The sequence below is a fragment of the Dyella caseinilytica genome, assembly GCF_016865235.1.
Classification (GTDB): Bacteria; Pseudomonadota; Gammaproteobacteria; order Xanthomonadales; family Rhodanobacteraceae; genus Dyella_B; species Dyella_B caseinilytica.
The window spans coordinates 2,337,801-2,352,626 of the sequence record NZ_CP064030.1 but is presented as its reverse complement, the minus strand read 5'-3'; the positions used below and the strand labels follow the sequence as shown (position 1 = coordinate 2,352,626).

12 protein-coding genes are annotated in these 14,826 nt (G+C 57.8%); 8 read left to right on the top strand and 4 right to left on the bottom strand.

Translation table 11 applies throughout. The annotated features are described in order from the left end of the window. Positions 1–181 precede the first annotated feature (181 nt). Together ISN74_RS10205 and ISN74_RS10200 are read left to right on the top strand one after the other, a co-directional pair. Positions 182–2,008, top strand: coding sequence for a M61 family metallopeptidase (locus ISN74_RS10205; protein WP_188799221.1), 1,827 nt, complete (start codon positions 182–184; stop codon positions 2,006–2,008). Between the two features lie 238 nt (positions 2,009–2,246). After that, a complete protein-coding gene (locus ISN74_RS10200) occupies positions 2,247–2,894 on the top strand; it encodes an OmpA family protein (protein WP_188799220.1) in 648 nt (215 codons plus the stop codon). A 42-nt stretch (positions 2,895–2,936) separates the two neighbouring features. Here ISN74_RS10200 and ISN74_RS10195 read toward each other — a convergent pair whose 3' ends face one another. Beyond that, positions 2,937–5,702, bottom strand: coding sequence for a TIM-barrel domain-containing protein (locus ISN74_RS10195; protein WP_188799219.1), 2,766 nt, complete (start codon positions 5,700–5,702; stop codon positions 2,937–2,939). 202 nt (positions 5,703–5,904) lie between these two features. On the opposite strand from ISN74_RS10195, the gene ISN74_RS10190 reads away from it, so the two are divergent. Continuing rightward, a complete protein-coding gene (locus ISN74_RS10190; RefSeq protein WP_229679139.1) occupies positions 5,905–6,990 on the top strand; it encodes a GGDEF domain-containing protein in 1,086 nt (361 codons plus the stop codon). Positions 6,991–7,113: 123 nt separating this feature from the next. Here ISN74_RS10190 and ISN74_RS10185 read toward each other — a convergent pair whose 3' ends face one another. Then, on the bottom strand, positions 7,114–7,383 hold the full coding sequence (locus ISN74_RS10185; protein ID WP_188799218.1) for a hypothetical protein: 270 nt from the start codon (positions 7,381–7,383) through the stop codon (positions 7,114–7,116). A 1-nt stretch (position 7,384) separates the two neighbouring features. On the opposite strand from ISN74_RS10185, the gene ISN74_RS10180 reads away from it, so the two are divergent. Further along, entirely contained in the window at positions 7,385–7,672 is a 288-nt protein-coding gene (locus tag ISN74_RS10180) for a DUF2845 domain-containing protein (protein ID WP_188799217.1), read from the top strand. An 87-nt stretch (positions 7,673–7,759) separates the two neighbouring features. On the opposite strand, the gene ISN74_RS10175 is transcribed toward ISN74_RS10180, so the two are convergent. Then, positions 7,760–8,758: a hypothetical protein gene (locus ISN74_RS10175; protein ID WP_188799216.1), complete on the bottom strand. Its 999-nt coding sequence runs from the start codon at positions 8,756–8,758 to the stop codon at positions 7,760–7,762. Positions 8,759–8,905: 147 nt separating this feature from the next. Beyond that, positions 8,906–9,418 carry a Spy/CpxP family protein refolding chaperone gene (locus ISN74_RS10170; protein ID WP_188799215.1) on the bottom strand — a complete coding sequence of 171 codons (513 nt, stop codon included), beginning with the start codon at positions 9,416–9,418 and terminating at the stop codon, positions 8,906–8,908. Between the two features lie 389 nt (positions 9,419–9,807). Between ISN74_RS10170 and ISN74_RS10165 the strand changes: the two genes are divergently transcribed. The 4 genes from ISN74_RS10165 to ISN74_RS10150 all read left to right on the top strand — a co-directional run bounded on the left by ISN74_RS10165 (position 9,808) and on the right by ISN74_RS10150 (position 14,819). Next, a complete protein-coding gene (locus ISN74_RS10165) occupies positions 9,808–10,239 on the top strand; it encodes a PepSY domain-containing protein (RefSeq protein ID WP_188799214.1) in 432 nt (143 codons plus the stop codon). A 59-nt stretch (positions 10,240–10,298) separates the two neighbouring features. Further along, positions 10,299–10,994, top strand: a complete 696-nt coding sequence (locus tag ISN74_RS10160) for a response regulator (protein WP_188799213.1) — start codon at positions 10,299–10,301, stop codon at positions 10,992–10,994. Continuing rightward, the gene (locus ISN74_RS10155) at positions 10,991–12,355 is read left to right on the top strand and encodes a sensor histidine kinase (RefSeq protein ID WP_188799212.1); all 1,365 of its coding nucleotides are present in this window, start codon (positions 10,991–10,993) and stop codon (positions 12,353–12,355) included. The genes ISN74_RS10160 and ISN74_RS10155 overlap by 4 nt, the downstream gene beginning before the upstream one ends. 175 nt (positions 12,356–12,530) lie before the next feature. Further along, the gene (locus ISN74_RS10150; RefSeq protein WP_188799211.1) at positions 12,531–14,819 is read left to right on the top strand and encodes a GH92 family glycosyl hydrolase; all 2,289 of its coding nucleotides are present in this window, start codon (positions 12,531–12,533) and stop codon (positions 14,817–14,819) included. The last annotated feature ends 7 nt before the right edge of the window (positions 14,820–14,826 follow it).

Here is a 14,826-nt window from a genome sequence, read left to right as displayed (position 1 = left end):
GCACTCGGCCCTAACGTTTGCTAAACAGTTACCAATGGCATGGATGACAACCGCGCATGTCCGTCATAGCGTGCTTGTTTATTCAAGGCCGGCGTACGTCATGATCAAGCGTTACGGGTTGGGGCTGGCATGCCTCTTGGCTGGTCCGGTTTTTGGTAGTGCCGGCCCAACGGCTGCTCCAATGACATCAACGGTGCCGCAGGCGATCGACCGCGCTTTCCCAGGTACGGTACTGCTTGCGGTGGATGCCAGTGATACACGGCACAAGGTGTTTCACGTCCACGAAAAGCTACCCGTCGTCGCCGGATCGGATGTGACATTGTTGTATCCGCAATGGGAGACAGCTTCGCACGCGCCCACTGGATTGGTCAGTCGTTTGGCAGGATTGATGATTCGCGCAGATGGCGACGTAGTGAGCTGGTCACGGGATCCCTACAACCCGTTCGCTTTTCACGTGCATGTCCCGAGCGCTGTGCACAGCCTCGATCTGGACTTTCAGTATCTGTCGCCAGCGACCGCGCACGAGGGTGCCTTGTCGATGACGCCGGCGCTGATCAACGTGCAATGGCAATCGATGCTGATGTACCCCGCTGGCTACTATGTGCGCGATATTCCGTTTGCCGCCACGTTGAAGCTGCCACCGAAATTTTCAGCCTTCACATCGCTGACGGTGATGCATGCCACCGACGGCTTGTTGCAGATGGCACCAGTATCGTTGGAGGCGTTGGTGGACTCGCCTGTCTACGCCGGCATGCACACACGACAGATTCAGCTTACCCACGATGCACACCCCGTGTTTCTCGATTTGCTGGCCGATACGTCTCCTTCGCTGGCCGTTAGCGACGACACCATTGCCCGTTTTGCCCGAACCGTGCAGGGGACCGAGCAACTTTTTGGCACGCCGCCATGGCAGCGCTACGAGATGCTGGTGAGCTTGAGTGATGACTTTCCTGGTCCGGGCGGCACCGAGCATCTGTCGTCGGCTGAAAATAATCTCGCACCGGATTTCTTCACCAACGAGCATCAGCATGTGCTTGAAAGCGACCTGATCTGGCACGAACTCGTGCATGCGTGGAATGGCAAACACCGCGTCCCGCAGGGTCTGTGGACTGCGGATTTCAACATGCCCGCCGATGACAGTTTATTGTGGGTCTATGAAGGCCAGACGCAATTCTGGGGCGAGGTGCTGGCGGCCCGTTATGGCGAACGCTCGCGCCAGGACACATTGGATCAATGGGCGTTCGAGGCGGCGACGATGCAAGCGTTGCCTGCAAGGACCTGGAAATCGCTGGCCGACAGCAGCCTCGATCCGGTTTTCGATGCGGGCCATCATGTCACCTGGAAAGACTGGCAGCGACGTGAGGATTACTATCTGGAGGGTCCGCTGTTCTGGCTGGATATAGACGCCGAACTGCGCCAAAGGAGTCACGGCAAGTACTCGCTCAATGACCTGGCCAGGCGCTTTTTCGGCGGCACGAACCCAGACGAAACCAGTACCTATACGTTTGTTGACTTGTGCGAGGCGCTCAATCGCATTACGCCCAATGATTGGGCCGGGCTGCTGAAGCAGAAGCTCGACAGTCATGACGATCAAGGGTTGCTGGATGGCCTCACAAAGAACGGATACAAGCTGGTATTCGATGCAACGCCAACCACTTATTTTTTGCAGAACGAGCAAGAAAATGGCGTCACTGATCTCAGTTTCAGCATTGGACTCACGGTCGATGCAAAGGGCGTCGTGCGCTCGGTCGCATGGGAGGGTCCAGCATTTCGTGCCGGCGTGAGCGTTGGCACGCGTATCCAGATGGTTGATGGAGCGGCATTCTCTGTCGTCAACCTGAAGGCGGCTATCACGGCTTCCGATCACCAAGCTATTCAGCTTGCGATAGAGGCCGATGGTGGAGATTCCACTGTCGAGATTCCGTATCACGGGGCACTGCGATATCCGCATCTCGCGCGGATCCCTGGAACCAAGGATGGGCTGGCCACGGTCTTTGCTGTACCTTGATCCTGAACGGGGCAGGCTGCAGCTTGCATAGGGCGTGAAAGGCTGCAGGAGGGAAGCCTGCTCATTTTCTAACGCTTCGTAAATTCGGATCGTGAAGTCATGCATGGCACGTCAACGACGCCGACAACACTGTCGTTAGCTAGTCCCGTGAACATCTTGTCGACCGCCGGCACCCATGGTTAATCCCGCGCAGGGCAAGGTGCGACCAAACCATCTTTTAACGGACTAAGCGATTTATATGAAACGATGGCTCACTCCTTTTCTCGCTCCACTGATCGGTGTTGCGTTGCTGGCTCCTGTTGCAGCAAGCGCGCAAGTCATCCTGGTGCCGCCACCCGGACCTCGCTATGAGCCCATTCCCCCGCCGCGCCACGGAATGGCATGGCATCCCGGCTATTGGCGATGGTGGCATGGTGCCTATGTTTGGGCGCCGGGTGTCTGGGTTCCCGTTGTGGTGCAACCCGGTGCCTACTATCAACAGGTGATCGTCGCGCCGCCACCGCCACCGCCCCGTGTCGAGCGACTGTCTGCCGATGCGCTCTTTCCTTTTGATCGCGGTAACGTCAGCGATATCCGTCCAGAAGGCATCGCCGATATCGCGCAGATTGCCGCGAGGCTTAGAGCGCAGCCGTTCGGGCATGTCGAGGTGCGCGGTTATACCGATCGACTCGGCACATATGCCTACAACATCAATTTGTCGCAGCGTCGTGCTGATGCTGTGAAAGCGGTGTTGATCCAGCAGGGCGTGCCCGCGGAGAAGATCCGCGCCGAAGGGCTGGCCAGTCAGGATCCGGTCGTGAATTGCTCGGGCCCGAACGGTGATGCGCTTATCCGATGCCTGCAACCCAACCGGCGTGTCGAGATCGTGACCTATCTTCGTGACTAGTGCCATCGGTTCGCGTTTGAGCGGCGGCTAACTGCAGGTTCCTTATCGCCAGGTCAGGATGACGTCATCACGAATACTCTGCTTCGGTAGAGTGATGGTGATCGTTGCATCCTGATCATGCCAACTCCATTGCGTGAGCGGCTTGCCATTGGCGCTGATCTCTTGCGGTTTTCCGGTTCCATAGATGCGCACCACGTAAGAACGCGTCGACGGCTGGCCTTGGTACGTGCCCTTGGTGGGGGCAATGGTTAAGGCGTGCGAGCCGTCAGCGTTCGCTGTATAGGTCATCGCCGTCAACGCGTATTCACCTTTGGCGTAGCCGAGCGACCGGCCGTCGTCTTCATAAAGTTCGAAGCTGCCTGTACCGGTGCCATAGACATTGAGGATTAGCGTCTCAAGTGGCTTGGCATCGGAATAATCGCTGGGCTCCTGCTCGGGAATGATCGAGCCATCGCGTACAAACACCGGCGTTTCATCCGTTTCGTAATGCACGGTAAAGGAGTGGTCGCCGTCGTAGTGCTTTCCGGTGAAGAAATCGATCCACGAACCAGGCGGCAAGTAGAAGGTACAGTTGCCACTGGCATCGAGCACCGGCGCGACCAGTATTTCCTCGCCGAAGAAATATTCATGCGAGTGCTGATAGGCCTCATCCAGATCCGGGTATTGCAGGTACAGCGGGCGCAGCAGCGGCATGGACTGCGTGTGTGTCTGCCAGCTGTAGGTGTAGATGTAAGGGAGTAGCTGCGTGCGTAGCGTGAAGTATTTGCGCATTAGCGCGATGCCCTTGTCACCGTACAGCCAGGGCATACGCATGTTGCCTTCGCGCGGATTGGCATGCGCGCTGTGCATGCGCAGGATCGGGCTGAAGGCACCGAACTCGATCCAGCGCGCATACAGATCGAAATCGATCTTCGCGCCGTGGAAGCCGCCAATATCGTTGCTGATGTACGGCACCAGCACATTGCCGCCGCGCGCGGTGAACGCGACTTCATAGGCCAGCACTGGCCATTCCGAATACGTATCTCCGGTGAAGAAGCCTGGATAACGCTCGCTGCCCCAATCGCCGTAGCGGCTGAGGATGAAGCCGCGTTGGCCGGTGATCTGCTGTGACGCGTCGTAGAACACCTTGTTCGTCCACAGCTGCGGATTCAACCCAGGCATGAAGGCAGCACCGCCACCGCCGTCGACCCACCACACGTTTACCCCGGACTGCATCAGCGGAGCATGCAGGTCGTGCATGAAAACATCTGCCTGCTGCTTGTTGGAAAGATCGAAATAGATCCGATCCGGCGGTAGCACATTCGTCAGCTGCACCGGTCCGCGGATGATGCCGCCGCCGTCTTCGCCCGACACCACACGCAGGGCGATTTCATTGCGCTGCCCCGGCTTGATATAGGGTCTGATGTCGGTATAGGTGAGCCGCCGGGGCCACTGGACCTGGCTGTGTGTGGTTTCTTTTCCGTTGACGAAGATGCGATAGGTTTGGCCGACCTCGCCAAGATAAAGATAGAGCGCGTCCGGCAGCTTGGCCGGCAATGTCAGTGACGTGCGATACCAGCCAATGCCCTGGTAATCCGCGTAGCCCTGTTGCAGCCAGGACTGGTCGGTGCGGATGGGTTTCCAGGTACGGTCATCGTAATCGACTGCAAACCAATGCTGGCTCATGCCTTGGTCATGCGGGTCGATGGCGAATGTCCACGACTTGGATATATCCAGCTCGAATGATGGCTTCGGTGGCAACGGCTTGCCCAAGGCGTTCAATACGTCCGCGGCATGGCTGTCGTTATAGGAAAGAATGCTTTCCTCAGTACCGGCATAGCCCGGGTGATCGTTGAGACTGAGCTTGATGCCACGCTCGCGTAGCCATTGCAGAAATTGCCCGGGATGCGGAATCAGCGGACTCCAGTCGTAACCGCCTTGCCAGCCGTAGTTATGCCAGGCGAAATCCAGCACCAGCGTATCGAATGGAATATGGTTCTCGCGCAGGCGTGACAGCTCGCCTTCGAGGTATTGCTGGTTGTAGCGCTGGAAATCCGGTTCGTGTGCGTCTGCGGTATCAGGAAAGTATTCGAAATTGAAATCGGTGATCCAATTGCCCAGCGCGTAGCGCGGAATCATCGGCACACTGCCACACAGCTGCGCATAGGTCTGCAGCACGCTGCGGTAGTTCCGGTTGTAGGTAAATAGATACCAGTCCTGTCCATAGGGTTGGGTACGGGGCGTGATCCAGTCGGTTTTCGCGTCCCACAGCGGTGTCCGGCTGTCGTCGATGAGAGCGTAGCCGCTGCGGCTCAAAAGGCCGGGCTTGGCCGGTTCAAGCGGTATATCGATGCCGGGGATGATGTCATTGACCGGGCTTTGCCGATCGTCCTGCGTAAGGTTGCTGCCGCTGACGTGATCGAGCGAGTAGGTGAGGCCACCTAGATTTTGCGCGTCGACCTGGCCGGGATGCCATGTGTGCGGCACACTGTCCGGGTTGTTCCAGCTCACCTGCAGATTGTCAGCATTGAAAGGTCCGGATTTCAGCCGGTAGCGCAAGGTGAGGCTTGAGGTGCGCACCACCAGCCACCCGTTTTCCTGTGCAGACCGGATGGTCACCTTGGGCCAGTTCCGTTTCTGTACCACGGCGGTGGGTACGTCCACGAATGTGCCGGACGGCGCGTATTCCATCCGCACCAGCGATGGCGTAAGGAACTCGAAACGGGCATCGCCCGCTATGACGCGGGAAGTGTCTTGCGCGTGCGCCACCAGCGGCATCCAAACAAGGCCGAACAATGCAACAAGCGCTGGGCTAAGGTAGGGTTTCATGCAACGCCTCTGGTCACTTTTCCGCATCCGGCCGTTTGCAGCGCAAACTGCGGTTGGAACGCAAACATATCGTTGAACGGGCAGTACCCGGGCAACCTAGCTCAATGACCGGCAGTGTGCTACTGAGCGGGGGCGACATTCGGGCGATTGCCCTAGGCAGGGCGGGTTTTAGCGCTTCCGCAAGCTGCCGATATCTATGCGTATGAATCACGCTCCCTTCATGACGGTTCCGTCCAACTTCCTCGGCGCATGGGCCGCTGCCGTGACTCATGCGCATACCCTGGAGGGGCTGGCCCGGCCACTCCTGGAACTGCTGCAGACGGCCACGGGGATGGAATCGACGTATCTGACCAGGCTTGACGAGTCAGCCGGTGCCCTGGTTGTCCTGTACGCCCGCAACACCTATCGCCTGACTGTTCCGGAAGGTCTGTCCACCCCCTGGGAGGGCACGCTTTGCAAACGCGCCCTGGATCAGGGGCGTTTCTATACGGATGATGTCGCAGGCCATTGGGGAGACTGCGAAATGGCCCGGTCATTAGGTTTAGTCACCTATGCGAGCGCCTCGGTCCGCGGGAAGGGCGGGGAGCTTTTTGGCACTCTTTGCGCCGCAAGCGACGGGCGCAAGCGACTCTCCGATACCGCCAGCCACCTCCTGACACTCTTCGCTCAGTTGATCAGCCAGCAGGTTGAGCGGGAGCGGCTGCTTGCGGCGTTACAGCAGGCCAACAGCTCCCTGACAACGACGGCCCTGACCGATGTGGTGACCGAGTTACCCAATCGGCGGGCATTGCTGGAGGAAATGCATCGGCGTCTTACGTCCGAGCAAGAAGATCAGGCATTGATCGTGGCCTCTGTTGGCCTGGATGACTTCAAACCAATCAACAATCGGTTTGGACACGACATTGGCGACCAATTCCTGCAGGCAGTGGCGAAGCGACTCCGACGAATGTTGCGCGACAGCGATATGGCTGCACGCATGGGTGGCGATGAGTTTGTGGTGTTGGCCGTAGAGCAGCGGGCGAAGGCCAGCGAGGCCGCCGCGGCGTTATCCCGACGATTGGAGAATGCAACGAAGGGGCGCTTCAAGCTGGACTCGGCGCTTATCGACTACGGTGGTGCAAGCGTCGGCGTGGTCGTGGCCGAACCCCGCTGTCTCGACGCCCAAGGGCTTCTCAATAGAGCCGACGCCGCGATGAGCGCGGTCAAACGCTCTCGTAAGCACAGCGCTGCATCGCCGACCCCATCCGACAAGATCATCACTCGCTACGCGTGGCCAGTCATTGAGTAAGGCGACGGGATGATGGCCAGTCCTCGTCAAACGTGTACAGTCGGCTTGCCATTTGCGACGCGCCATTTGATTTACTGTTCCGACAATTCCTTCATTTATCTTGCTATATAAAATCCATATATTTCATATAGATGCCATTGCTGTCGCGGTGGTCTGCAATGCCCCGTCGTGCACCAGGTCTAGCGGTGGTTGACCCACATGGAGCCGTTGTCCACTTGCAAAGCCATTGAGGCTGGCCGGCCATCCGAAAAGATGACTGCGGGATAAGTCGTCGATGCCGCGGTGATGGTCATCATGGCGAAGGCGCTCCATGATCTTCGGCACATTGCGGCCATTGCTGTTCAGGGCAAATTGGCGGGGTGGTTGGTCGGTATTCGATTCAAGGAGAATCACGATGCGTCGTTATCTGTTGCTGGCTTTGTTGTTTACTGGCGTTGCGGTCCATGCCGAGGATTCCTTGCGTGTGGGTGACCGCGTGCTGTCATTAGGTGATAGCGCAGCGAAGGTGCAGGAGTTGCTGGGGCAGCCGGTGGTGCGCACATTACTGGACGGCCAGAATGGCGGCCTGACGAACAACCAGGTTTCAGGTAGCGAGCAGTGGCAATATCTGCAGGACGGTAAGACGGTGTACATCATCATCACCGACGGCAAAGTGTCGGATATTGAGACGAAATACAATTGATAGTGCAAACGGTGTGCCGATGGGATCGCCCGCGACAGCGGGCGCCCATTCACTCGATGGAAAAGAGTAAATCCGCGACACGACCCCTTATTTGATATTGAAATCTTGCACGACAAGAGGCGTGTCAATGGTCACATGAGGCGATATCGCATGATAGGCCCATACATGCGCCCAGGCGTTGCCGGTGCGTACAGTCAGGAATGATTTCATTATTCCTGCAGGGAAGAAGGTGAGAAACACCAGCATCACGGACGACACACCTTGCGTCACGGAGCCGTATTGTGTCCATGATTCGAAGATGTGGGACGCCGGATAACTCGCCGCACCGAGCAGATAGGCCGTCATCGGCGATGCGAGTTTCGCGTAGCGTGGCATGAGGATCGCGTAAATAAAGATCATGATCGGCAGATCCGTACCAAACAGATGAACCACGAACGACAGCGCGCCACCGATTATTTGCTGATGCGGTGTGAGCTGAAGAATGGTGTGGTGTCCTCGAAGATCCAGTGCGCAACCAAGTGCCAATAAGACGATGATGATCAATACATCATTCTTCAGGTTCGTCGACGTGAGGCTGAGTGATGCATTGGAATAGCCTCGTAAGCGGAAAAAAACATAAGGCACCAGTGCAAGAAAAAAGCCGTTATAAGCCGCCCACGTGAAGACTTCCGTCGGCGATTGCACACGCGTCGCCCCCATAAGTGAGCCGTTCAAGTGCAGCGAAATGCCTGCGTCGAAAAAATGCTGGCCAATAAGCTGACCTGCCACGAGAACAACGGCGACATACATCCATAAGCCGATGACTTCGCGCAAGGCGATGGAGCGATCCGGCGCGCGTTGACCAAGGTCCGGAAAAGGGCGGCGCCCTGCCAGCAAAGAGGCGATGCCAATGCCGATGATGACAAGTACAAGATAGTGAGAACTGCCGATCGGCATGCTTCGCAAGTTTGGTGCGCCTTCGAGTCTAGGCATGCTCGGGGCAAGTGTATAAGCGGCAACACATAGCGCTATCCAAAGAAGTAATGCAACGTACAGGCTGCGCTGTCGAAAAACGTAGTTGAGCCTGGATATGAAGGTTTCTGTCATGCCACATTCCCTTTAAAGGTGGCCCGGGACGCGCTCAGCACTACGCATGTTCACCCCGGGCCGGACGCGGACGCCGGCTAACACACAGTCAGCCTATACTTTTTTCTTTGCGGGTCACAGACTGCGTAGGACTCGGATTCGGTTGAATCAACGGCCGTCCTGGACGTCGGATGCAACCGGATACTTGGCCTTGAGCTGCTGCCATGCCGCCTCTCGTGCTTGTCGTTGCGCCTTGACCGTCGCCAGTTGAGCTTGTTGCGCGGGCGTAAGCACCGCATAGATCTGCGTTTCGTTTTGTGCGTGCTGGATAACACGCATTTGTGTTTCGCTCGCTTCGGCTTGCGCCAATCGGGCTGCGGCTGCCTGGTAGCCAGTGTCGGTCGGTGTCATGGCATCCAGGGCGGTCCGCTGCTTTTGCACGGCCTGACGCTGCGCATCCATTTGTGCGGAATCTGCGCTCAGTATTTGTGTAATGCGCGCACGCTGTGCATCGGTAGCGTTCAGTTGTGTCAACGACAGCCCAAGACCGCGCACGCTATCGCTATGATGGCTGCCGCCATTGTCCCGGCCATCGCCGTCATGCGGGGCTGCCACGGCAAATGTTGTAGCCATGGCCATGGCCGATGCGAGCAGAAGACGGAATGAAAGGTTCTTGTACATGGTTACTACCTCGTGACTCGTGTGTTGGGGTGAAACAGCGTGGAGAGATGCTGAAACACACCCCTGTATTCGGCCGTCCTTGCGAGGTAAAGAAAGGTAATTGCCATCACCTTCGCGCCGTCCTTCTCGCTTACGCGAAAATGACGATGGAGGTTAATGGGACATTGAAGGCATGAATGAAAATCGTTCTGGAAACATGCTGAAGACGAAGATTCACGCCTCAGAAGGCCTCGCTTGCAGCACGGTTACCTTTCTTTACCTTCCGGCGACGTCCGGATACGTGACCAGGTTTCAACGTCACAGGGCTAAGGCTTAATTAACGCAAAGCCGGCGCGTGCGACGGGTGCGTGACGCCGGGTGGGTATAGATCAGCCAACGAGGAAGAATAAGTGTCCAAGATACGGTTATGGCATGCGTACGTCGGTTTGTTCAGTGCGCCGACCATTCTTTTCTTTGCTTTCACGGGGGCGCTCCAGCTATTCGATCTGCATGAGCAACACGGCAACTACCAGCCCCCAGCCCTGATCGAAAAGCTGGGCAGGATGCATAAGGATCAGGTGTTTGCCCTGGATCACCATGAACACCAGTCGCAGGCACCGACTAGCGAAGGAAAGGCCGCAACGCCGCCACCCGATGATGACGATGCCGTGTCCTTGCCGACCCAGGCGCTGAAGTGGTTCTTTTTACTCGTCGCGCTTAATCTGGTGGCCTCGACCCTGCTTGGGGTGTGGATAGGTCTTTCGCATGTCCGTCGAAAGCGCACCGCCTGGACCTTGCTGGTTGCAGGGACCTTGATCCCGCTCGGTCTTGCCTGGCTGTAAGTTGTATGGGGAGTGGCCGAGGCCGCCATGATCGCCCCCATGAACGTGGAGAGGTAACGATGTTCAAAGTGCTCATTGGCGACGATGATCGTGAACTTTGCGAGCTGTTAGGCGAGTACTTGCGCCTCGAAGGGTTGCACGTGGACGTGGTCTATGACGGCGAGGCGGTGCTGGCCAGACTGCGCGATCAGACGTCCCGTCCCGACGTGCTGGTTCTCGACGTCATGCTGCCGGAGCGCAATGGCCTCGATACTTTGCGGGAACTGCGGGTACAGCATCGACTGCCGGTCATCATGCTGTCCGGTCGAGGCGAGCCAGTTGACCGGGTCGTGGGGCTGGAATTGGGAGCGGACGATTACCTATCCAAACCCTGCCTGCCGCGCGAGCTGCTCGCCCGTGTACGCGCGCAGCTGCGGCGGCACACGTTGGAAGGCGTCGGCGAACTGACTATGGGCGTGTTGCGCGTGTTGCCCGGCGAACGACGTGCCTATGTGGAAGAGCGCGAGCTCAACCTCACCGGTGCGGAATTCTCGCTCTTGTTGACGCTGATGCAGCGCGCAGGCGAGGTGATCGACAAGCCTGCACTGACCCGCGCCTCGCTTGGGCGGGAGTTGGAGCGTTTCGATCGCAGCATTGACATGCGCGTAAGCCGTCTCCGTCACAAGCTGACCGAAGCTTCTCCTCATTCGCCGCGGATCGACGCGATTCGCGGTTCCGGTTATGTGCTTCTGCCTGCCGGCGCGCTACCGTCATGAAAGGCCTGCATACCCCATTCCGCAGTCCGATCTTTTGGCGGATTTTGATTTCCTTTTGCGCTGCCACTCTGTTGGTGATGCTGCTGGCTGGCTGGCTTACTACCGGATTTATCCATTACTTGGCCCATCGGCGCGTTGACTGGAGCGCACTGGCCGATACGGCCGAGCACGTCTACGACAGTGGCGGCCGCAGTGCACTTGATGACTGGATAGAGAAAGAAAGTAAAGAAGGAATCGAAGTCAATCTGTACGAAGACGGACAGTCACTGCACAAATGGCGCGTGCCGTCTTCCGTTCGCCATTCGCTGCCTGCTTCACTCGCTGATGGCCGCAGCACGGAACTCAGGCTGTCACGGGATTCTGATTTAGTAATCAGGCCGGTGATCGGTGACGATGGGCATACCAGGGAATTGGTGGGCTATACCGATTCTCGTGGGCGCCTTTCGCGGGATGCTCAGGAAAGACTGTTGCTCGGCATGCAGATGATGCTTTCACTGCTGCTCATCGGTGCCATTGGCTGGTGGATTGCACGTCGTGTGTCGCGCCCAGTCGACGCGATACGCGATGCTACGCGAAAAATGGCCGAAGGTGATCTTGCTGTGCGTGTGCAGCCGCGCTGGAGCGACGCACATGATGAATTGGGTCAACTGGCGCGCGACTTCAATGGTATGGGCGAGCGAATCGAGCAGCTTGTCGCCCACGAGCGCGGTGTCTTGCAGGACCTTTCCCACGAGATCCGTTCGCCGCTGACAAGGCTTCATCTGTTGCTGAATCTGGCTGAGCGCTATGCGGGTCGGGATATGGCGACCGCGTATTTTAGGCGCGCGGAACAGGAGATCGAGCGTATGGATCGCATGACTTCCGAGATGCTGGCCTTGTCGCGACTGGAAGCGGGATTGCCAGGCATGGAGCAGGAGTCGATCGATCTTGCCGACCTGGCAGAGCAACGTGTGAAAGCAGCCCGTGTCGAGGCGCAGGCGAAAAGCGTAGCGATACAAACCATCATTGATGGTTCGGTACAAGTGAAGGGCAGTGGCATATTGCTGGAGCGTGCCATGGACAACGTCATCACCAATGCCATCAAGTTCAGTCCGGCGGACGGAAAGGTTGAAGTGACCGTCGGCCATCAGGGCAACGTCGCTACCATCAAAGTGGCCGACAATGGTCCTGGCGTTCCGCAGGATGAATTGGGCATGTTGTTTCGACCGTTCTTCCGTGGAGGGAATGCCAAGCTGGCGAAGGGAAATGGCCTTGGCCTATCCATCGTTCAGCGGGTGATGCAGGTGCATCTGGGTCATGTCGATGCCTGCAATCGTCTGGAGGGTGGGCTGGAAGTCACGCTGGAAATGCCAGCATCCTGATCTTGGCGGGATGCCGGCTGCCAACTTATCTATCTGGCGTGTGGTTTAATCACGCAGCAAGCGATAGCCAATGATGGTGTGGCAAAGACAGTCTTCACATCACGGCGTTGCTCATTCATCATTCAACACCAGCTGCGCTTACCGGCGATAAAGCACAAAAAGGAAAAGGCTCCAAGTGACGAAACGTGCATGCTGGGCGATGGGCGCCGTGGTGGTCGGGCTATTGAATGCGGGATGTGTCGGCCATTCGCATGAGGCCATCATGTCGGCCTCTCATACCGGCGCGTCTACAGGCGGAAGAGGTCTCGCGCTGACACAGTACGTCGATCCGATGATTGGCACGGACCAGTCGCCACCCCTCGTTCCGGCTATCGCGCAGACCGAGTCGCCACCGGAAGACTTGGGCGGCGGTTTCACAACACCTGCCGCAACGCTGCCAGCGGGCATGGTGCAATGGGGGCCTGATACACCTTCCGTGACACATACCTGGAGTCCGCCTGGGTATCACTACGGCCAGACGAGCATCACCGGTTTCAGCCTCACTCACCTGAGTGGAGTTGGCTGCCCCGGTGGAGGTGCTCTGCCAGTGTTGCCAATCGTCGCAGGGCAAATGGGCGCTGCGTCGTTCAAGCACACAAACGAAACGGCAAGACCAGGCTACTACGGCGTAACGCTCGACAACGGCATCCGCACAGAACTGACTGCCACGCTGCGCAGCGGCGCCGGGCGCTTCACCTGGCCCGTCGGCCAGGCTGGTCAGCTCAACGTGGCCGCAAGCACCAACGCGTCATCGCAGGGCGGCACGATCACGATTGACCCGAACGATCCGGAAGCACTGTCTGGATCGATGAATGGCGGCGACTTCTGCAGCAGCGGACAAACGTACAAGATCTACTTCTACGCACAGCTTGATCAGCCGTTCACCACGAAACTGTCTGCCGGAAATGCACTGCTCACGTTCACGTCGACGCTCCGCACGCCGTTGACAGTGAATATGAAAGTGGGCGTCTCATACGTCAGCATCCAGAATGCGAAGGACAATCTGCAACGGGAGGCCGGCACACTCGGTTTTGATGAAATTGCGAAACGAGCCGACGCCGCATGGAATCGGGAACTCAGTGCGATCGAGGTGACAGGCGGCAATACGGACGACGTGAAGAAGTTCTATACGGCGCTATATCATGCGTTGCTTGCCCCAAGCGTGTTCAGTGATGCCAACGGCGACTATGTGGCCATGAATGGCAAGGTCATCAACGCTGGGGCCGGTCACGTGCACTACACCACGTTCTCGAGCTGGGACACCTATCGTTCGTTGATGCCTCTCATTGCGTGGCTCAAGCCGGCCGCTGCCAGCGACATGATGCAGTCGCTCGTCGATGATGCAAGTACGTGTGGCGGTGCCTTTCCCAAATGGGTGGAGGGCAACACGAACAGCGATGTGATGCCGGGTGACAATGTGCCGATTGTCGTTGCGCAGAGCTATATGTACGGCGCCACCAGCTTCGACACCCAAAAGGCGCTGTCGATCATGCTCCGCACGGCGTCAGGCGCTGCCACGACGTGCCGCAACGTAACCGCGCTGCCCGGACTCGTCTTGTACAAACAGCTTGGCTATCTGCCTGCCGATGCGAACATTCGGATCGATAGCAGCCACAACGGTGGTACCGCGTCGACGACGCTTGAATACGCGACCACTGACTACGCGATCTCCCGTTATGCACTGGCGCTCGGTGACATCACGAATGCAGCGAAAATGCGGACACGATCGGCGAACTGGAGGAATGTCATTCGCCCCGCGTTCAGCGCGACGCCGCCACGGCTTTCCGATCGCGATAGCAATGGCAGTTGGGTCGCTAACTCATTCGATGAGGTTGAAGGGAATGTCGAGCAATACACGTGGATGGTACCGTTCGACATCCCCGGATTAATCCATACGCTTGGCGGCGATGCTGCCGTGCTGCCGAGGCTCGACACGTTCAACGCTTACTTGAATGCCGGCTCGCACAGCCCGCACCTATGGATTGGCAACGAGCCATCGTTCGCGACGCCATGGCTCTACAACTGGACTAGTCGGCCGGACAAGACGCAAGCTCTTGTGCGTCGAATCGTCAACGAGCAGTTCACCACTGCTGCGTCGGGGTTGCCGGGCAATGATGACGAAGGTGCCACCTCTGGCTGGTTCGTGTGGGCGGCACTTGGGCTGTATCCGGAAGTGCCAGCTGTTTCAGGCTTCACACTGTCGAGCCCGCTCTTCAGTCATGTGACGATCCGACTTGCTGACGGCAAAATCCTCGAGATCAACGCAGACCATGCAGGTTCGACTTATGTCCAGGACGTTACGCTCAATGGCAGCGCCTTGACATCGACGTGGATAGATTTTGACCGGGTAGGGAACGGCGGCACGCTCGAGTTCCATCTTGGTGATGCGCCATCATCGTGGGGGCAGTCAGCCGCCACGAGATAGTTGCGAG

Excerpts from the sequence above, each read along its gene's own strand:
- ISN74_RS10200 (WP_188799220.1), top strand. The coding sequence starts at position 2,247 with ATGAAACGATGGCTCACTCCTTTTCTCGCTCCACTGATCGGTGTTGCG.
- ISN74_RS10170 (WP_188799215.1), bottom strand. The coding sequence starts at position 9,418 with ATGTACAAGAACCTTTCATTCCGTCTTCTGCTCGCATCGGCCATGGCC.
- ISN74_RS10180 (WP_188799217.1), top strand. The coding sequence starts at position 7,385 with ATGCGTCGTTATCTGTTGCTGGCTTTGTTGTTTACTGGCGTTGCGGTC.
- ISN74_RS10190 (WP_229679139.1), top strand. The coding sequence starts at position 5,905 with ATGAATCACGCTCCCTTCATGACGGTTCCGTCCAACTTCCTCGGCGCA.
- ISN74_RS10205 (WP_188799221.1), top strand. The coding sequence starts at position 182 with ATGACATCAACGGTGCCGCAGGCGATCGACCGCGCTTTCCCAGGTACG.
- ISN74_RS10155 (WP_188799212.1), top strand. The coding sequence starts at position 10,991 with ATGAAAGGCCTGCATACCCCATTCCGCAGTCCGATCTTTTGGCGGATT.
- ISN74_RS10195 (WP_188799219.1), bottom strand. The coding sequence starts at position 5,702 with ATGAAACCCTACCTTAGCCCAGCGCTTGTTGCATTGTTCGGCCTTGTT.
- ISN74_RS10175 (WP_188799216.1), bottom strand. The coding sequence starts at position 8,758 with ATGACAGAAACCTTCATATCCAGGCTCAACTACGTTTTTCGACAGCGC.
- ISN74_RS10160 (WP_188799213.1), top strand. The coding sequence starts at position 10,299 with ATGTTCAAAGTGCTCATTGGCGACGATGATCGTGAACTTTGCGAGCTG.